This is a genomic window from Enterobacter cloacae (assembly GCF_013375935.1).
Classification (GTDB): domain Bacteria; phylum Pseudomonadota; class Gammaproteobacteria; order Enterobacterales; family Enterobacteriaceae; genus Enterobacter; species Enterobacter pasteurii.
On record NZ_CP056117.1, the window covers coordinates 3,894,911 to 3,912,567 of the forward strand.

The 17,657-nt window shown below is 55.1% G+C and carries 17 protein-coding genes and 2 pseudogenes; 9 read left to right on the plus strand and 10 right to left on the minus strand.

Features of this window, described 5'->3' with window-relative positions; translation table 11 throughout:
- Positions 1-2 precede the first annotated feature (2 nt).
- Positions 3-761, minus strand: a complete 759-nt coding sequence (locus HWQ14_RS18270) for a DUF481 domain-containing protein (RefSeq protein ID WP_148419055.1) — start codon at positions 759-761, stop codon at positions 3-5.
- Between the two features lie 296 nt (positions 762-1,057).
- Here HWQ14_RS18270 and pfkB point away from each other — a divergent pair, with 296 nt between their 5' ends.
- The 3 genes from pfkB (at position 1,058) to HWQ14_RS18285 (ending at position 3,339) form a co-directional block, all read left to right on the plus strand.
- A complete protein-coding gene (pfkB, locus tag HWQ14_RS18275; RefSeq protein WP_148419188.1) occupies positions 1,058-1,990 on the plus strand; it encodes a 6-phosphofructokinase II in 933 nt (310 codons plus the stop codon).
- A gap of 92 nt (positions 1,991-2,082) precedes the next feature.
- Complete coding sequence (gene ghoS / locus HWQ14_RS18280) at positions 2,083-2,373, plus strand: type V toxin-antitoxin system endoribonuclease antitoxin GhoS (protein WP_176610566.1); 291 nt, start codon at positions 2,083-2,085, stop codon at positions 2,371-2,373.
- Positions 2,374-2,478: 105 nt separating this feature from the next.
- Positions 2,479-3,339, plus strand: a complete 861-nt coding sequence (locus HWQ14_RS18285) for a fructosamine kinase family protein (protein WP_148419059.1) — start codon at positions 2,479-2,481, stop codon at positions 3,337-3,339.
- Positions 3,340-3,375: 36 nt separating this feature from the next.
- On the opposite strand, the gene HWQ14_RS18290 is transcribed toward HWQ14_RS18285, so the two are convergent.
- The gene (locus HWQ14_RS18290; RefSeq protein WP_148419061.1) at positions 3,376-3,912 is read right to left on the minus strand and encodes a YniB family protein; all 537 of its coding nucleotides are present in this window, start codon (positions 3,910-3,912) and stop codon (positions 3,376-3,378) included.
- Between the two features lie 142 nt (positions 3,913-4,054).
- Between HWQ14_RS18290 and hxpB the strand changes: the two genes are divergently transcribed.
- From hxpB to HWQ14_RS18310, 4 genes are all read left to right on the plus strand, one after another.
- A complete protein-coding gene (gene hxpB, locus HWQ14_RS18295) occupies positions 4,055-4,726 on the plus strand; it encodes a hexitol phosphatase HxpB (RefSeq protein WP_148419063.1) in 672 nt (223 codons plus the stop codon).
- 129 nt (positions 4,727-4,855) lie between these two features.
- Positions 4,856-5,617, plus strand: coding sequence for a 2-dehydro-3-deoxy-D-gluconate 5-dehydrogenase KduD (gene kduD / locus HWQ14_RS18300; RefSeq protein ID WP_176610567.1), 762 nt, complete (start codon positions 4,856-4,858; stop codon positions 5,615-5,617).
- A gap of 95 nt (positions 5,618-5,712) precedes the next feature.
- The gene (locus HWQ14_RS18305; protein ID WP_148419067.1) at positions 5,713-6,303 is read left to right on the plus strand and encodes a metal-dependent hydrolase; all 591 of its coding nucleotides are present in this window, start codon (positions 5,713-5,715) and stop codon (positions 6,301-6,303) included.
- A gap of 127 nt (positions 6,304-6,430) precedes the next feature.
- Positions 6,431-7,822: an L-cystine transporter gene (locus tag HWQ14_RS18310; protein ID WP_176610568.1), complete on the plus strand. Its 1,392-nt coding sequence runs from the start codon at positions 6,431-6,433 to the stop codon at positions 7,820-7,822.
- A gap of 47 nt (positions 7,823-7,869) precedes the next feature.
- Here the strand turns inward: HWQ14_RS18310 and cedA are convergent, their stop codons facing one another.
- The gene (gene cedA / locus HWQ14_RS18315) at positions 7,870-8,109 is read right to left on the minus strand and encodes a cell division activator CedA (RefSeq protein ID WP_209007147.1); all 240 of its coding nucleotides are present in this window, start codon (positions 8,107-8,109) and stop codon (positions 7,870-7,872) included.
- 203 nt (positions 8,110-8,312) lie between these two features.
- Between cedA and katE the strand changes: the two genes are divergently transcribed.
- Positions 8,313-10,562 carry a catalase HPII gene (gene katE, locus HWQ14_RS18320; RefSeq protein ID WP_176610569.1) on the plus strand — a complete coding sequence of 750 codons (2,250 nt, stop codon included), beginning with the start codon at positions 8,313-8,315 and terminating at the stop codon, positions 10,560-10,562.
- Between the two features lie 121 nt (positions 10,563-10,683).
- On the opposite strand, the gene chbG is transcribed toward katE, so the two are convergent.
- The 7 genes and pseudogenes from chbG to osmE form a co-directional block, all read right to left on the minus strand.
- Positions 10,684-11,433, minus strand: a complete 750-nt coding sequence (gene chbG / locus HWQ14_RS18325; RefSeq protein WP_176610570.1) for a chitin disaccharide deacetylase — start codon at positions 11,431-11,433, stop codon at positions 10,684-10,686.
- Between the two features lie 11 nt (positions 11,434-11,444).
- Entirely contained in the window at positions 11,445-12,794 is a 1,350-nt protein-coding gene (locus HWQ14_RS18330; protein ID WP_148419076.1) for a 6-phospho-beta-glucosidase, read from the minus strand.
- A gap of 109 nt (positions 12,795-12,903) precedes the next feature.
- Positions 12,904-13,734, minus strand: a pseudogene (chbR, locus tag HWQ14_RS18335) (transcriptional regulator ChbR); the annotation flags it as partial.
- A 17-nt stretch (positions 13,735-13,751) separates the two neighbouring features.
- The gene (gene chbA, locus HWQ14_RS18340; protein WP_148419080.1) at positions 13,752-14,099 is read right to left on the minus strand and encodes a PTS N,N'-diacetylchitobiose transporter subunit IIA; all 348 of its coding nucleotides are present in this window, start codon (positions 14,097-14,099) and stop codon (positions 13,752-13,754) included.
- Positions 14,100-14,147: 48 nt separating this feature from the next.
- Positions 14,148-15,506, minus strand: coding sequence for a PTS N,N'-diacetylchitobiose transporter subunit IIC (gene chbC, locus HWQ14_RS18345; protein WP_017384664.1), 1,359 nt, complete (start codon positions 15,504-15,506; stop codon positions 14,148-14,150).
- Positions 15,507-15,586: 80 nt separating this feature from the next.
- Positions 15,587-15,916 (minus strand): annotated as a pseudogene (locus HWQ14_RS18350) (PTS sugar transporter subunit IIB); the annotation flags it as partial.
- Between the two features lie 269 nt (positions 15,917-16,185).
- Positions 16,186-16,530 carry an osmotically-inducible lipoprotein OsmE gene (gene osmE, locus HWQ14_RS18355; protein ID WP_148419084.1) on the minus strand — a complete coding sequence of 115 codons (345 nt, stop codon included), beginning with the start codon at positions 16,528-16,530 and terminating at the stop codon, positions 16,186-16,188.
- Positions 16,531-16,759: 229 nt separating this feature from the next.
- On the opposite strand from osmE, the gene nadE reads away from it, so the two are divergent.
- On the plus strand, positions 16,760-17,587 hold the full coding sequence (gene nadE / locus HWQ14_RS18360) for an ammonia-dependent NAD(+) synthetase (RefSeq protein ID WP_176610572.1): 828 nt from the start codon (positions 16,760-16,762) through the stop codon (positions 17,585-17,587).
- Positions 17,588-17,657 lie beyond the last annotated feature (70 nt).

Genomic DNA, 17,657 nt, shown 5'->3' on the forward strand with positions numbered 1-17,657 from the left:
AATTACATTTTATAGCCGAGAGAAAGCGTGGTTCTGCGATCGGTATGTTCCGGCGCAGAATCAGGCGGTGCAGAGTTCCAGGTCACGTTGTACGCGACCTTGAGGCCAAAGTGTTCGTTAATGGCCACGTTCAAAGCACTTTCAGAGTTTAGCGTAGTATCTTCAGCACCGAATACCGACACGCCCTGAGTGAATTTAGCGTTGTCGGTCATCTGCCACGCGTAGGTGCCCGATGCGTAACCCAGCGGCTGCGTTTCATCTTCGCCATTGGTGTACTCGTCGTAACGTACGCCCGGACCGAATTCAAAACGGAAGCTGTGCACTGGCCCGTTCAGGAACTGACGACCATAACCCGCGGTCGCGACATCACGCTGGCGATAGCCGTTGAAGCGGTCAGTCAGCCAGCTCGCCTGTCCGAACAGGTAGTCATAATCGGTCATGTTGTAACGGCTACGTCCGCCCACCGCATATTTTTCAGATGAGCGCTCGTCGTTGGAGGACGTGTTGCTGGCGTTCCCCCACAGCGACCAGGCGGTGGTATTGCCGTACCAGGTCAGGGTGCTGTCTGCGGTAAGGGAGGAGCTTTTCGTGTTACCGGATTGCGCCAGATAGCCCGCATTCAGGTTACCTTCAAAGGGTTTTTTGGCGGTGGAAGGATCGTCCATGACAGTAAAAACGGTATCATCGGCGGCTGCATTCAGTGACGCAAACACGCCACCCGCCAGCATCAGTGCTGCGGGTACTGTCTTCAAAAGCTTCATTTTATTTAAGGAGTCCGTACAACAAAAAAAGAGACCATCACGGTCTCGGAAACTTTCTTGAGGATCAATGACAAGGCGTCCAGAGAAAGGTAACAAATTATAAAAAGCCGCAAATAACATAGCAATGTTTTCTTATTTCATTTTTTGAATAAGAACGATCTCAAAACGCGTTTTATTTTATATGTCTGCCGCAGGGTTTTTGTCAGCATTCATATTTAAAATCATACTGTTATTTACGTTGCCTTCCTGGCGATCGGTGCCAGGCTTAAAAGAACCCATGCTAAAAGGAGGTAATGATGGCTTCAATTTATACGCTGACACTCTCCCCTTCCCTCGACTCCGCGACCATGACGCCGCAAATATACCCGGAAGGTAAGCTCCGCTGTAGCGCACCGGTGTTTGAACCGGGCGGCGGCGGCATTAACGTGGCGCGCGCCATTACGCATCTCGGCGGGAAAGCGACCGCCATCTTCCCCGCCGGCGGGGCGACGGGCGAGCATCTGGTGGCGCTGCTGGCGGATGAGCAGGTTGCGGTGGACACCGTAGACGCCCACGACTGGACCCGGCAAAACCTCCATGTTCACGTTGAATCCAGCGGCGAGCAGTATCGTTTCGTAATGCCGGGCGCAAAGCTGAGCGACGATGAGTTTCGTCAACTGGAAGAGAAAGTGCTGACTATTGAAAGCGGCTCGCTGCTGGTCATCAGCGGTAGCCTGCCGCCGGGCGTGAAAACTGAAAAGCTGACGGCGCTGATTAAGGCGGTACTCCAGCGCGGCATCCGCTGCATTGTCGATAGCTCAGGCGACGCCCTGCGGGCCGCGTTAGAACCCGGACAGCTGGAACTCGTTAAGCCCAACCAGAAAGAGCTGAGCGCGCTTGTTAATCGCGAACTGAACCAGCCTGATGACGTGCGTACCGCCGCAGAAGAGCTGGTACGCACCGGCAAAGCGCACCGCGTTGTGGTCTCTCTCGGTCCACAGGGGGCGCTGGCCGTCGATAAAACGGGTTTTGTGCAGGTCGTTCCGCCGCCAATGAAGAGCCAGAGCACCGTAGGCGCAGGTGACAGCATGGTCGGCGCGATGGCGCTGAAGCTGGCGCAGGGCGCGTCGCTGCTTGAAATGACGCGCTATGGCGTCGCGGCGGGGAGTGCAGCCACCATCAATCAGGGCACGCGGCTGTGTTCACTCGCGGATACCCAGAAAATCGTCGATTACCTGTCAAGAAGCTGAACGATCTTCCCCCTTCCGGCAGAGGGGGAAGTCGCTAAACAGGGCATATCGACTATGCTAAGAAAACTTTCAGAATAACAACGAGGTGAATTATGAGCAGTGGTGATATCACCCGCTACGTCGTAACCGTGAATATTCATGAGGCGTCGCTGACCGAACTGAATGAACTCAACAATGCGTTCACGCGCGCCAATTTTCAGCTTACGCTGACGGACGATGAAGGCAATATACACGACCTCGGCTCGCTGGCGTTTGGCCTGATAAGCCCGCTGAGCCAGGAAGAGGTGCAGGCGCTGGCCAGTAGCCTGGTGGAAAGCGTCACCGATAAAAGCACGGAAATTGACGTGGATACCTGGGACAACTGGCATAAAAAAGAGCAATAAGTGCCCTGTTTAAAATTAAACCGCTCAGTTGTGCGTTAGTTCCTGTTTTTTTACAGCGATTTTGCGCTAACTTTATGATCTGGCAGACAACATGGGAGAGACATCATGTGGCAGGCTATCAGTCATCTTTTAAGCGAGCAACTGGGTGAAGGTGAAATTGAACTGCGTAACGAACTGCCAGGCGGAGAGATCCACGCCGCGTGGCATTTACGATACGCCGGGCGCGATCTTTTCGTTAAATGTGACGAGCGCGAACTGCTCCCCATTTTTACGGCCGAGGCCGATCAGCTTGAGCTGCTGTCGCGCAGTAAAACGGTCACCGTTCCCCAGGTATTAGCCGTCGGCAGCGATCGCGACTACAGCTTTCTGGTGATGAACTATCTTCCCCCTCGCCCCCTGGATGCGCACAACGCCTTTATTCTCGGACAGCAGATTGCCCGGCTGCACCAGTGGAGCGATCAGCCGCAGTTCGGGCTGGATTTCGATAACGACCTCTCCACAACCCCGCAGCCAAACGCCTGGCAGCGCCGCTGGTCGACATTCTTTGCCGAACAGCGTATCGGCTGGCAGCTGGAGCTGGCCGCTGAAAAAGGATTAGCGTTCGGCAATATCGACGCCATCGTCGAACACGTCCAGCAGCGACTGGCCTCGCATCAGCCTCAGCCTTCCCTTTTGCACGGTGATTTGTGGTCGGATAACTGCGCGCTTGGGCCTGATGGTCCGTATATTTACGACCCGGCCTGCTACTGGGGCGACAGAGAGTGCGATCTTGCGATGCTGCCGCTGCATCCTGAACAGCCGCCGCAAATTTACGATGGCTATCAGTCGGTCTCACCGCTGCCGCCGGATTTCCTTGAGCGTCAGCCGGTCTATCAGCTTTACACCCTGCTGAACCGGGCCATTTTGTTTGGAGGGGGCCACCTTGTGAATGCCCAGCGCGCGCTGGATCGCATTCTGGCGGCATAGCGGCTGAACGGGTGGCAACGCGCCACCCGCTTTGCCCTACAGAAAGCCGAGCAGGGTAAAGAAGAAATACCCGGCCACAATGATAATGACCGGCAGTATATAGAGCGGGAAAAACTGCACAAAAATGGTGTGGCGCGGTACAACAATCCGCGATTCAATCTGCTCGCGGGTCATCCCTTCCGGCCCTTTCGCCTTCTCAAGGATCAGCCGATCTTCCACCCCTTCACGTAAAAAGCGGGTCTGGCGACTCATTCGTGCGCCGGAAGCCTGAAGCGCCATCGCGATAAAAATCAGCGCAAAGATAATCCAGAACCCCACGTTGAGCTGCTCGTGAAAATTCGGCGTGGGCGAGTTATACCAGAAGAAATTCAGGAACGGCGTGTTGAACCGCATCATCTCAATCATTACGTGGGCAAAATCAAGCATGACGGCATTGATGCCCGGCTGTTTTTCGCTGCGTTCGTACATAAATTTGAGTACGGAAATCAGCGTTGAAATCAGGGCGGGAATGAAAATAACCCAACCAGCGATACGTTTTAAGACCGCGATGCGTCCAGCCTGTTGATACGTCATTAGTTCCTCTTCATAAAGACGCGTTATTTGTACCTAAGTCTACCTGCTGTCGGTCATTTTCGCCCGATCTTTGAATGCAATATGCTAAATTGCCTGTGCTTAGCACCGTTCGTCTTACCCCCTATGATAAGGAGATGTTGTAATGTCGACACCGCGCCAGATACTTGCCGCTATTTTTGACATGGATGGATTACTGATTGATTCCGAACCGCTGTGGGATCGGGCTGAACTGGACGTGATGGCCAGCCTCGGCGTCGATATCAGTCGTCGTAGCGAGCTTCCCGACACCCTGGGGCTGCGCATCGATATGGTGGTTGACCTTTGGTATGCCCACCAGCCGTGGGTTGGCCCCGACCGCGAAGAGGTCACGGCGCGCATCATCAACCGCGCCATCTCGCTGGTTGAAGAGCATAAGCCTTTATTGCCGGGAGTCCGCGAGGCTATCGCGCTGTGCAAGGCGCAAGGGCTGAAGGTGGGCCTGGCTTCCGCCTCGCCGCTGCACATGCTGGAAAAAGTGCTCATCATGTTCGGGCTGCGCGACAGCTTCGACGCGCTGGCGTCGGCCGAAAAGCTTCCCTACAGCAAGCCGCATCCGCAGGTCTATCTGGACTGCGCCGCTAAGCTGGGGCTTGACCCGCTCACCTGCGTGGCGCTGGAAGATTCCGTTAATGGAATGGTGGCCTCAAAAGCCGCACGGATGCGCTCCATCGTCGTGCCGGCTGAAGAAGGTCGACACGATCCCCGCTTTGCCCTCGCGGACGTCAGGCTGACGTCTCTTGAAGAACTGACTGCCCGCCATCTGCGCGGGGAGTGATCCGCTTTTCAGGCAGCTTCGGCTGCCTGCATCACAGAATTAAAACAACGTTTTAGTTTATTTGCTTTTCTCGTTCCAGGCTCCTATTCTTACGTGCAGAATGACAATAACCTGACTTCTGAGGCGCGTATGATAATGGATGCTTTTACTCTGGCGGGAAAAGTGGCGATGGTTACCGGGTGCGATACGGGTCTGGGGCAAGGCATGGCCGTTGCACTCGCCGGGGCGGGATGCGACATCGTGGGCGTAAACCGCAAGGCGCCTGATGAAACGGCAGCGCGTGTCACCGCGCTCGGGCGACGCTTCATCGCGATCCGTGCCGATCTCGGCAGGCAGGAAAATATTCAGAGCGTGGTGGACAGCGCGGTCGCCGGGATGGGACGTATCGATATTCTGGTTAACAATGCCGGAACCATTCGCCGCGCCGACGCCCTGGAATTCAGCGAGAAGGACTGGGACGAGGTGATCGACCTCAATCTTAAATCGGTCTTTTTCCTTTCCCAGGCGGTAGCGAAACGGTTTATTGCTCAGGGTCAGGGCGGAAAAATCATAAATATCGCCTCCATGCTCTCCTTCCAGGGCGGCATCCGCGTGCCCTCTTATACGGCATCCAAAAGCGGCGTGCTGGGGCTGACCCGCCTGCTGGCAAACGAATGGGCGCCGCTCGGCATCAACGTGAACGCCATCGCGCCGGGCTATATGGCAACAAATAACACCCAACAGCTTCGCGATGACGAGCAGCGAAGCCAGGCGATCCTCGACCGTATCCCTGCGGGCCGCTGGGGGCTACCGGAAGATTTGCAGGGCCCGGTGGTCTTTCTCGCCTCGAAGGCGTCTGATTACGTTAACGGCCATACCCTCGCCGTCGACGGGGGCTGGCTGGCGCGCTAGCCGGGCGTTTGTGACAAAGAGTTACACCGTCACCTCTTTCGCCCACTGTATAAAAACCCTATACTGTATGAATCGACAGTTTACCGGGTTTTATCATGACGGCGGAAGGCCACCTGCTTTTTTCTCTTGCCTGTGCAGTGTTTGCCAAAAACGCTGAGCTAACCCCTGTGCTGGCACAGGGGGACTGGTGGCATATTGTCCCTTCTGCCGTGCTGACCTGCCTGCTGCCAGACATCGATCATCCCAAATCATTCCTCGGCCAGCGGCTGAAGTGGATCTCAAAGCCCATCGCCAGAGCCTTTGGCCACCGCGGGTTCACCCACAGCCTGCTGGCCGTGTTTGGCCTGCTGACGCTCTTCTACTTAAAAGTGCCCGACAGCTGGATAGTTCCGGCGGATGCCATTCAGGGCATGGTGCTCGGCTACCTGAGCCATATTCTTGCCGACATGCTGACGCCAGCCGGCGTTCCGCTGCTCTGGCCGTGCCGCTGGCGCTTTCGTCTGCCGATCCTCGTTCCGCAAAAAGGCAACCAGCTGGAGCGCGTCCTGTGCATGGCGCTGTTTGCGTATGCCGTCTGGATGCCGCAGACGTTGCCCGAAAATGGTGCAGTGCGCTGGTCGTCGCAGATGATTAATTCGCTGCAATATCAGTTCAATCGTTTCATTAATCACCAGATTGAACATTAAACCGACAAAACAATCACATTTGTCATAAACCATTCCATATGGATATAAGCGCCACATCACACTTCTGCTAACCTTGCGCCAACAGGTTCGGTAAAAATCGACCGTATAATAAATCAGGAGAACGGGGATGAATTTTCCACTCATAGCGAACATCGTTGTGTTCGTCGTATTGCTATTGCTTCTTGCCCAGGCGCGCCATAAACAGTGGAGCCTGGCGAAAAAGGTGCTGGTCGGTCTGGTGATGGGTGTCGTGTTTGGGCTGGCCCTGCACGCCGTCTACGGCTCCGATAGCCCGGTACTGAAAGAGTCCATCCAGTGGTTCAATATTGTCGGCAACGGCTATGTGCAGCTGCTGCAAATGATCGTCATGCCGCTGGTGTTCGCGTCTATTCTGAGCGCCGTTGCCCGTCTGCACAACGCGACGCAGCTGGGTAAAATCAGCTTCCTGACCATCGGCACCTTGCTCTTCACCACGCTGATTGCGGCGCTGGTGGGTGTGCTGGTGACCAACCTGTTCGGCCTGACCGCAGAGGGCCTGGTTCAGGGCAGCGCTGAAACCGCGCGTCTGACGGCGATCCAGACCAACTACGCGGGTAAAGTGGCCGATCTTACCGTTCCGCAGATGGTGCTCTCCTTCATTCCGAAGAACCCGTTTGCCGATCTGACCGGTGCAAGCCCAACCTCGATTATCAGCGTGGTTATCTTCGCCGCGTTCCTGGGCGTGGCTGCGCTGAAGCTGCTGAAGGACGATGCGCCTAAGGGCGAGCGCGTTCTGACGGCCATCGATACCCTGCAAAGCTGGGTGATGAAGCTGGTACGTCTGGTGATGCAGCTGACGCCGTACGGCGTGCTGGCGCTGATGACCAAGGTGGTGGCAGGCTCGAACCTGCAGGACATCATTAAGCTGGGTAGCTTTGTGATTGCCTCATACCTGGGTCTGGGCATTATGTTTGTTGTGCACGGCATCCTGCTTGGCGTGAACGGCGTTAGCCCGCTGAAATACTTCCGCAAGGTCTGGCCGGTGCTGACCTTCGCCTTCACCAGCCGTTCCAGCGCGGCCTCTATCCCGCTGAACGTGGAAGCGCAGACCCGTCGACTGGGCGTGCCGGAGTCTATCGCCAGCTTCTCTGCCTCCTTTGGTGCCACCATTGGACAGAACGGCTGTGCGGGCCTCTACCCGGCAATGCTGGCCGTGATGGTTGCGCCGACGGTGGGCATTAACCCGCTGGATCCGGTCTGGATTGCGACGCTGGTGGGTATCGTAACCATTAGTTCCGCAGGTGTGGCGGGCGTGGGTGGCGGGGCGACGTTCGCCGCGCTGATTGTTCTGCCTGCGCTGGGCCTGCCGGTGACGCTGGTTGCCCTGCTGATTTCCGTAGAGCCGTTAATCGATATGGGTCGTACCGCGCTTAACGTCAGCGGCTCGATGACCGCCGGTACGCTGACCAGCCAGTGGCTGAAGCAGACCGACAAAACGGTTCTGGAAAGCGAAGACGACGCCGAGCTGGCGCACCGTTAATTCACGACTGTTAAAAAAACCGCCTGATGGCGGTTTTTTTTTGTCTGCTACTCTTCAACCTCTTCATCCTGGCGAACCTGCACCGCCCAACGCTGCGCCGACTCCGGCACCGTAAATGCGGGAGACCGACGGAAGTGCTCGCCGATCAGCACAAAGGCCACGTATTTACCCCGCAACATCCAGACATCGCGAAAACCATCCACTTTCTGGGCGTGGTCTGGCGGCGCGGGTTCAACGCGGGGCACATAGCTAATAACCTGGCGGTTTTGTTGACGAAGAGGTTTCATAAGCGACTGGTTCACTAAAGCAAATTCTTAAAGCAGGAAATTTCTATCATAGCCGATCCTCACCCCGCCCGTCGCGCCCGGCGTGTGGCAGATGGCTCCTTTCGCTAATCAATCGCTCTGAAAACACTTAGTTCGCCTGCTAATTCATAACATTGTTCTATCCTTAATAGGGTTTTTAGGAATGAACAAAGGAGAAGCGTGCAATGTCGAACAATGATAAACCACATCAGTCACCCATTCATGGCACCGAAGAATCTCAACCGGGAATGGATTCACTCGCCCCTGCTGACGGCTCTCATAAACCATCCCCGGGCCCTTCCGCACCGGGGGAACAGCCTACCGCACCGGGAAGCATGAAGTCCCCCGATGCGGAAAACGAGAAGTTAAAATCCCTCGATCCGCACCGCAAAGGTGGCGAAGGTTATGCGCTGACCACCAATCAGGGCGTGCGTATCGCCGATGACCAGAACTCCCTGCGTGCCGGAACGCGCGGCCCGACGCTGCTGGAAGATTTCATTCTGCGGGAAAAGATCACCCATTTCGACCATGAGCGTATTCCTGAGCGTATCGTTCACGCGCGTGGCTCCGCGGCGCACGGCTATTTCCAGCCGTATAAAAGCCTGAAAGAGGTAACCAAAGCGGATTTCTTATCCGACCCGAATAAAATCACCCCGGTGTTCGTGCGCTTCTCCACCGTACAGGGCGGCGCTGGCTCGGCCGACACGGTGCGTGATATTCGCGGCTTCGCCACCAAATTCTACACCGAAGAGGGTATTTTCGACCTCGTCGGCAATAACACCCCGGTTTTCTTCATTCAGGATGCGCATAAGTTTCCTGACTTTGTCCATGCGGTAAAACCAGAGCCTCACTGGGCCATACCGCAGGGACAAAGCGCCCATGACACCTTCTGGGACTATGTCTCGCTGCAGCCGGAAACCCTGCACAACGTGATGTGGGCGATGTCTGACCGCGGGATCCCGCGCAGCTACCGCACCATGGAAGGGTTTGGTATTCATACCTTCCGTCTGATCAATGCCGAAGGTAAGGCAACGTTTGTGCGGTTCCACTGGAAGCCGGTCGCGGGGAAAGCGTCCCTGGTATGGGATGAAGCGCAGAAGCTCACCGGTCGCGATCCGGACTTCCACCGCCGCGAACTGTGGGAATCCATTGAAGCCGGAGATTTCCCGGAATACGAGCTGGGGTTACAGCTGATCCCGGAAGAGGACGAGTTCAAATTCGACTTCGACCTGCTCGATCCGACCAAGCTTATTCCCGAAGAGCTGGTGCCGGTTCAACTGGTGGGCAAAATGGTGCTTAACCGCAACCCGGACAATTTCTTTGCCGAGAATGAGCAGGCGGCGTTCCACCCGGGCCACATCGTGCCGGGGCTGGATTTCACCAACGATCCGCTGCTTCAGGGCCGCCTCTTCTCCTACACCGATACGCAGATCAGCCGACTCGGCGGGCCAAACTTCCACGAAATTCCGATCAACCGTCCAACCTGCCCGTACCACAACTTCCAGCGTGACGGGATGCACCGCCAGGATATTGACACCAACCCGGCGAACTACGAACCGAACTCCATTAACGATAACTGGCCGCGTGAAACGCCGCCGGCACCGAAGCGCGGCGGGTTTGAGTCGTATCAGGAGCGCGTTGATGGAACGAAAATTCGCGAGCGCAGCCCGTCCTTCGGCGAATACTACGCCCATCCTCGCCTGTTCTGGAACAGCCAGACCCCGATTGAACAGCAGCATATTATCGGCGGCTTCAGCTTTGAGCTGAGCAAGGTGGTGCGCACGTACATTCGCGAGCGCGTGGTCGATCATCTGGCGCATATTGATATTCAGCTTGCCCAGGGCGTGGCGAACAACCTCGGAATTACGCTCACCGACGAGCAGTGCCATGCCGCACCGCCGAAAGACGTGAACGGGCTGAAAAAGGATCCGTCCCTGAGCCTGTATGCGGTACCCGGCGGGTCAATTAAGGGCCGCGTGGTGGCGATCCTGCTGAACGATAAAACCCGCGCCAGCGACGTGCTGGGGATCATGAAGGCGCTGAAAACCCAGGGAGTGCATGCCAAGCTGCTTTACTCACGCATGGGCGAAGTAACGGCCGATGACGGCTCTGTCCTGCCGATTGCCGCCACCTTTGCGGGCGCACCGTCGCTGACGGTTGATGCGGTGATTATGCCGTGCGGTGACGTAGAGAGCCTGCTCGGCAACGGTGATGCCGCCTATTATCTTCTGGAAGCCTATAAGCACCTGAAGCCAATAGCCCTGGCAGGCGATGCGCGGAAGTTTAAAACCCTGCTGAAGGTGCCGGACCAGGGAGAAGAAGGCATTGTTGAGGGGGATAACGTTGACGATGCGTTCATGACCCGGCTGTTTGATCTGCTCGCCGCGCACCGCGTGTGGTCGCGCAGCAGTAAAACCGACCAGATCCCGGCGTAAGCAAACCATACCCGGCTGTGCGGCCTGATGCCCGCGCCCCTCTCCCACGGGAGAGGGAAACAATAGTAAAAACGGTAACCCAGGGGTTACCGTTTTGCTTTTATCGCGACACCGGCACGTTTTAAAGATCCCTGAACGTCCCCAGACGATACCCACGTTCGGCAATCGCGTGCTTCAGCGACGCCGATGTCAGAACATACAGTTCATCCAGGCGCGGCCAGCAGTAGGCGCTCTTACGCACGGTCTGGTCGATAAACGCCGGGTGCGCCATCACCTCAAGCGAGCGTTCCCCTTTTGCGGCAGAATCGTCCAGCACCCTGAGGAACAGCGCTTCGTCGATCGCGTCGCCGTAAAATGCGCTGCTGAACCCGTCCGTTGCCGTCACGGCGACCTCCGGCAACCCGCGCACGTCACGATCCACGCGCATCGCCACGCCTTTGCGCTGGGCAAACTCTGCCACTATCGGAAAAATCGCCGGGATCATATGCACATGATGGTGACTGTCAATATGCGTTGGCTCACGGCCAAACGCGTCGACAAAGCGATTAAACTGGCAGTCCAGCTCGCGGGCAATCTCATCGAGCGGCAGCGCGTTCTGCTCCGCCAGTTCCCAAATCCATTTCCCCAGCTGCCCGTCGCGCGTCAGGCCCGGCATTGGCGACAGCGGTAACCCAAGCGTCAGCACAAAGTGCATACCCACGCCCAGCTCTGGTACCTCACGGCTCAGCTGAGCCGCGTGTTCTGCCGCCTCGCCGTTGATAAGCGCTGTTGTGGAGGTCACGACGCCCCGGCGACAGGCCTCAATAATGCCGTAGTTCTGCCCTTTCGACAGGCCAAAATCATCGGCATTTACGATCAGCAGGTTTTCCATCGCGCCTCCTCTTAACGGTGTTTGAGCTTCTCAACCGTGGCGGCAAAGTTTGGCAGCCATTTTTCATGCGCCAGGATCATTTCGCTCGCGAGTTTTTCGGCATCACGGTCAGAATGCACCAGCGGGCTCAGGTTCAGCGCCAGCAGCACGTCATTCAGCTCGCCGCTCAGCGCCGCGTTGCTTGCGGCCACTTCAAAGCCCTTGATGGTATGAATGAGGCCCATCACCTTATCGTCGAAGTGGGTAATGCGCGGATGCGGTTTCGCTCCCTCGCGCCCAAGAATACAGGTCATCTCAACGGCCCAGTCTGCCGGAATATTGTCGATGTGCCCATGATGCGGAACGTTCACATAGTGCTCGGCCTGCTTGTCATTGTAAATGGCGTTGATCACCTCACACGCTGCATCCGAATAGTACGCCCCGCCGCGCTGCTCCAGCTCTTTCGGCTTCACGTTGAGGTTCGGATCTTTATACAAATCAAAAAGCTGCTTCTCCACTTTCTGCACAACCTGCGCACGCGCGCCGCCTTTGTAGTACTCGCCCATTTCAATCGCCAGCATCTCTTTCTGCTTGAAGTAGTAGAGCAGATACGAGCACGGCAGCAGATTCAGGGAGCGGATCAGCCCTTCGCTGAACGGCAGATCGAAAATGTTTTTCACCGAGGCCGCGGTCAGGCGACCGGAGGCGACGCCGTCGAGCAGCTCCGCAAAGCGCGACTGCCCGTTCACCATCACGTCCTTGATAAATACCATGTGGTTGAGGCCGAACAGGTCAATGGAGAGTTCATCGCTATCGGTCAGTTCCAGCACGTCGCGAATGAACATTTTCATGCCGATCGGAATGTTGCAGACGCCGATAAAGCGTTTAAAACCGGTGTGGCGATAGACTGCCTCGGTCACCATCCCGGCCGGATTGGTGAAGTTAATGACCCAGGCGTTCGGGCAAATCTCTTCCACGTCTTTAATGATGTCAAAAATCACCGGAATGGTACGCAGGCCCTTAAACAGGCCGCCTGCGCCGTTAGTTTCCTGGCCCAGATAACCGTGGCTCAGCGGAATACGCTCGTCAAGCTCGCGCGCCTTCAACTGACCAACGCGCAGCTGCGTGGTTACGAAGTCTGCATCCTTCAGCGCCAGGCGGCGATCCAGCGTTTTATGCACGGTTAACGGCACACCGGCTTTTTCAACCATGCGTTTGCACAGGTCGAAAATAATATTCAGCTTTTCCTGGCCTTCTTCCACATCCACCAGCCATAACTCGCTGACCGGTAATTCATGATAACGTTTCAGGAAACCTTCAAGTAATTCCGGGGTATAGCTGCTGCCGCCGCCGATGGTCACGACTTTTAATTTCTGTTGCATAATATCTCCCTTAGCGTATCAGGTTAACCGCCTGCAAGGTATAGCGTTCTCTTCCAGCTATTTGGGCAAGCAATTACGTCAATGTTCGTCGCGGATAATCCGCGGAAGGTTAATTTATTACCGTTAAATTTTTGCGGTAACTGTTCGGTGTGAATGAAGTAAACTTTTTAAAGGTTTTAATAAACAGGCTGGGGCTACTGTAACCGGATTCGTAAGCGATATCGGTGACCGAGTAGTTAGTAATTTCCAGCTGTTTTTTGGCAAAATTAATGCGGATTTCATTAATAATTTGCACCGGGGTTTTGCGGTAATAACGCTGCGTGGCGCGCGTTAAATATTCCTGAGATTTACCCGACAGCGCCACCATATTTTCAAGCGCGTTATCGCTGAACTGCCCTTTGTCGTGCATCAGCTCCACGGTACTGCGCAGCCACTGCGGAATATCATCAACCACCTGCTGTTCTTCACGGTGATGGCGAAGACGGTTCATCACGTAGAACGTCACGGTTTCAATAAATTCATCAAATTCACTGTCGCGGAAGTTCAGCGAGGCTATAACCGTTTCAATCCAGGTCATAAACTCGTTTTTGACGCGATACACCTGTGACGCCACGAAGCAGAACGGCACCAGCGGCAGATAGTGCTTTTCGAAGAAGCGCCGGCTCACCCCCACGTTCAGGATCCGCGTAGCACCAAATTCATAAAAGCTCTGGTGATAAGAGCCCATCGGCAGAAAGACGAAATCGCCGCGCTCAAGCAGGACGCGCTTACCGTTGATCTCCTGGTAGTATCGGCCGGTCAGAACAATCGTGAACTCGTAGTAGTCATGCTGGTGCAGACCACTGGCGCTCTCCGTTTTGTTGTAAATAACCACGTGAAAATTTTTGCCATTAAACAGCTGCTGCTCATGTGCGGTTTTGATTTCCATCGTGCTGACCTCCTGATGCCTGTTCGGACTTACTGCATCTTCTCGTGAAGCTCAATGAGCTCTGCCACCAGCTCGCGCGCCAGCATGGAGGTCATCAGGTGATCCTGCGCATGAACCAGCACCAGGCTCACCTTCATCTTCCCTTCGCCCTGATCGCCTTCAATGAGCTTCGTCTGCACCAGGTGCGCTTCGTTTAACGCAGTGCGGGACTGATCCATCATGGTTTTCGCGGCGACAAAATCGCCCTGCTTGGCCTGCTTGAGCGCGGCATACGCCAGGCTGCGCGCCTGCCCGGAGTTGATGATAAGGCCCATCACCACTTCTTCCAGATCGTTCTCTGCGGCCTCTTCGGCAACGATACTATCCAAATCTAACATCTTTTAGCTCCTTTTCGCCGGCGCGGGTTGCCCCGCGCCGTGCAATTTTTAGAATTTCAGTGCGAGGGCGATATCCTCTTCGCTCTCTTCTTCATCGATAACCGTTGCGGCTTTGTTGGCAATCGCCACGAACGGCATGTAGAGCAGGGTTGCAATTCCGAGGTTGAATATCGCCAGCAGGAAGGCGGCTACGCTACCGTTGGTGTTGAAGAACGCGCCCAGACCGGCCGGCATCGTCCACGGTGCAATGTTGGTCACCGGCGGGATAATGCCCAGGTAGTACGCCGTCAGCGTAATCGCAGCCAGCAGCGGTTGAACCAGGATAAAGGGAATGAACATCACCGGGTTCATGATAATTGGCAGACCAAACAGGATTGGCTCGTTGATCTGGAAGATACCTGACGGCAGGGCCAGCTTCGCAACCTGACGATGGTCAGCGCGGCGAGAGACAATAAAGACCGCGATGATAAGACCCAGCGTCGCCCCGGTCCCCCCCAGGAAGATATAGGAGTCAAGCATCGGCTTCGCCCACACATGGAAAGTTTTACCGGCTGCCAGCGCCGCGTCAACGGAGCCGTACTGCTGGTAAAGCGCAACGTTTTCCAGTGCCCACGGGGTCATAATGCCGCTGTCCAGCGCCGCCAGTGCCAGTGAACCATGCACGCCGAAGAACCACAGCAGGGAGGTAAAGATGACATACGCCCAACCGACCACGCTACCCATCGACGCCAGCGGCGTTGAGATAGAGTCCATGATGATCTGGTGGAAGTTAGTCCCCCAGTGAGAGAGCGCCCAGGCAATAATCCCCATGATGGAGAGAATAATGAAGCCCGGAATCAGCGCGGAAAATGAACGAGAAACGGAGGCCGGTACGCTATCCGGCAGGCGGATAACCCAGTTGCGGCGAATGATAAAGGTGAACATTTCGGCCACCACCAGCCCGATGATAATACCGGAAATGATATTTGCCCCGCCCAGCCAGTTAGCGCCAACCGCATAGGCATCGCCCACGCTGTACGGTGTAACGGTCATAAACGCGGCAATAGACAGTAAGCCCGCCGCCAGCGGATCCACCTTACGCTCTTCCGCCAGCGCCATTCCTATAAAGAAAGGCGCCATCAGCGACATAATACCCAACGTACCGTTGTATACGTTGCCGCCAATGGCTTTCAGGCCGTTAAGGGTTTCAATAGTGGATGCGTCTAACCTAATTCCTAATGAATAAAAAAAGGAACCTTCACCAAAGCTCAGAAAAACGTTGTTAATTAAAACGAACATTGCCCCTGCTAACGTCAACGGCATTAATTTAATAAAACCGTTTTTAATGGCGTTAACGTGAGGCTGCTTTCCTATTTTAACAGCAAAAGGAAGGAGTACCTTTTCAAGTGAAGCGATAACTTTACTCATAGGAAAATACCCTTAAATGCCGCAACGCGGGTTACGGCGTATTGTGTGTGAAATTACTCTTTGACGGGAAAAATAAAAAATTAATTAGCAGCTTTTTTAATCGCCGCAACAGCAGCTTTTAATACACCTAAACCATCAATTTTGCCGTACAGGCCAGAATCGATCACTTCGACCGGCTTATTCGGCAGCAGACGCTGAATTTCTGGCAACATATACGCAATTTGCGGACCCAGCAAAATAACGTCTGCCGTCCGGCCCTTTTCACCCGCCAGCGTTTCCGGAAACGCTTCAATCACCACGGGGACTTCATATTTTTCAGCCTGCGCGCGCATCTTTGAAACCAGCAGTGAGGTTGACATGCCCGCAGAGCAGAACAGGTAGATATGTTTCTTTTCCATGATAACTTCCCTCTTGTTTGTCTGACCGCCGTCGCGCTATCACTCGACTCGCTCTCCTGGCTGACGGACAGTGTGCTGAACATTGTTTGTCGTTGAAGTGAGTATACGCAATGGTACAGGGAGGGGATAATTCTGGATAGGCTGAAATTGTCTCTCATTGACCTGGCTTGTTGACTACCTTCACATTTCAGGCAAATAATTCGCGGCAAGAATTAAGATTTACGCAGGTATAAAAAAACCGGCCTTCAGGCCGGTTTTTTAACGCTCTCAGGCAAGCGCGGTTACTGCGCCTTAGGTGCCTGTGGGTCGGTGTCGTATTCAGCACAGGTCTGGTAACCAGAATTGATCACGTGACCGGTATCGTCCAGAGCAACAAAGTACGTCTCTGCCTTACCATCACGTTGACCCAGAATATAGGTCTGGCAGGTACCGCGCGCGTGGATCATGGTGACCTCAGATGAAGGTTTACCGGCAATAGCCGCAACCTGCGAACGCGTCATGCCTTTCTTGACGTCTTTAACCACTGGCTGTGTGAACTGATCCGCGGTGCGATCGTAAGCCGTACACCCTGCCAGCATAGTCAGTACCGCCGCTGCGCTTAAAATTCCTGCTACGTTCTTGTTCATATTCCGTCCTCTTGTTTATCAGCGTGTTAACTAAGCATGGGATAAAAATTACTATTGTTCAACTTTGCGAGTTACGCCAGGCGAATTTCGGAAAATTCTAATAAAACAACGATAAGCTGCTAAATCGCTGTAAAACGATACACTCAAAACTGTGATCCTTGTCGTTTTCCCGACAAAGGGTTAGTTTTAACAGATCACTTTCTGTTTGGTTCTGCATAGGGAGGGCGTAATGGCTCTGCAACAAGAGATTATTCAGGCGCTGGGCACGAAACCTGCGATTGATGCAAATGAAGAGATCCGTCGTAGCGTTGATTTTTTGAAAGCTTATCTGTCAGCACATCCCTTCCTGAAGACGCTGGTGCTGGGCATCAGCGGCGGGCAGGACTCCACTCTGGCCGGTAAGCTTAGCCAGATGGCCATCTCCGAGCTGCGCGAAGAGACCGGTGACGCCGCGCTGCAGTTTATCGCCGTACGCCTGCCGTACGGCGTTCAGGCCGACGAGCAGGACTGCCAGGATGCTATCGCCTTTATCCAGCCGGACCGGGTGCTCACCGTGAACATTAAGGGTTCGGTGCTGGCAAGCGAGCAGGCGCTGCGCGAAGCCGGTATTGAACTGAGCGATTTTGTCCGGGGCAATGAGAAAGCCCGCGAGCGCATGAAGGCGCAGTACAGTATCGCCGGGATGACCAAAGGGGTTGTCGTAGGAACCGACCATGCGGCGGAAGCCATTACCGGTTTCTTCACTAAATACGGCGATGGCGGCACGGACATCAACCCGCTCTTCCGCCTGAACAAGCGTCAGGGCAAGCAGCTGCTGGCTGCGCTGGGCTGCCCGGAGCATCTCTACAAGAAAGCGCCAACGGCCGATCTCGAAGACGATCGCCCTTCCCTGCCGGATGAAGCGGCGCTGGGCGTGACTTATGACAACATTGACGATTATCTGGAAGGCAAAACGCTCGACGACGCTACCGCTAAGATTATCGAAGGCTGGTATCTGAAAACCGAGCACAAGCGCCGTCCACCGATTACGGTGTTTGACGATTTCTGGAAAAAGTAAAAGCAGAACGGTAACTCAGTTTTGCAGGCCGGGTGAGGTACCGCCGCCCGGCTCTTTTTTAACCACCCAA

Excerpts from the sequence above, each read along its gene's own strand:
- HWQ14_RS18270 (WP_148419055.1), bottom strand. The coding sequence starts at position 761 with ATGAAGCTTTTGAAGACAGTACCCGCAGCACTGATGCTGGCGGGTGGC.
- pfkB (WP_148419188.1), top strand. The coding sequence starts at position 1,058 with ATGGCTTCAATTTATACGCTGACACTCTCCCCTTCCCTCGACTCCGCG.
- ghoS (WP_176610566.1), top strand. The coding sequence starts at position 2,083 with ATGAGCAGTGGTGATATCACCCGCTACGTCGTAACCGTGAATATTCAT.
- HWQ14_RS18285 (WP_148419059.1), top strand. The coding sequence starts at position 2,479 with ATGTGGCAGGCTATCAGTCATCTTTTAAGCGAGCAACTGGGTGAAGGT.
- HWQ14_RS18290 (WP_148419061.1), bottom strand. The coding sequence starts at position 3,912 with ATGACGTATCAACAGGCTGGACGCATCGCGGTCTTAAAACGTATCGCT.
- hxpB (WP_148419063.1), top strand. The coding sequence starts at position 4,055 with ATGTCGACACCGCGCCAGATACTTGCCGCTATTTTTGACATGGATGGA.
- kduD (WP_176610567.1), top strand. The coding sequence starts at position 4,856 with ATGATAATGGATGCTTTTACTCTGGCGGGAAAAGTGGCGATGGTTACC.
- HWQ14_RS18305 (WP_148419067.1), top strand. The coding sequence starts at position 5,713 with ATGACGGCGGAAGGCCACCTGCTTTTTTCTCTTGCCTGTGCAGTGTTT.
- HWQ14_RS18310 (WP_176610568.1), top strand. The coding sequence starts at position 6,431 with ATGAATTTTCCACTCATAGCGAACATCGTTGTGTTCGTCGTATTGCTA.
- cedA (WP_209007147.1), bottom strand. The coding sequence starts at position 8,109 with ATGAAACCTCTTCGTCAACAAAACCGCCAGGTTATTAGCTATGTGCCC.
- katE (WP_176610569.1), top strand. The coding sequence starts at position 8,313 with ATGTCGAACAATGATAAACCACATCAGTCACCCATTCATGGCACCGAA.
- chbG (WP_176610570.1), bottom strand. The coding sequence starts at position 11,433 with ATGGAAAACCTGCTGATCGTAAATGCCGATGATTTTGGCCTGTCGAAA.
- HWQ14_RS18330 (WP_148419076.1), bottom strand. The coding sequence starts at position 12,794 with ATGCAACAGAAATTAAAAGTCGTGACCATCGGCGGCGGCAGCAGCTAT.
- chbA (WP_148419080.1), bottom strand. The coding sequence starts at position 14,099 with ATGTTAGATTTGGATAGTATCGTTGCCGAAGAGGCCGCAGAGAACGAT.
- chbC (WP_017384664.1), bottom strand. The coding sequence starts at position 15,506 with ATGAGTAAAGTTATCGCTTCACTTGAAAAGGTACTCCTTCCTTTTGCT.
- osmE (WP_148419084.1), bottom strand. The coding sequence starts at position 16,530 with ATGAACAAGAACGTAGCAGGAATTTTAAGCGCAGCGGCGGTACTGACT.
- nadE (WP_176610572.1), top strand. The coding sequence starts at position 16,760 with ATGGCTCTGCAACAAGAGATTATTCAGGCGCTGGGCACGAAACCTGCG.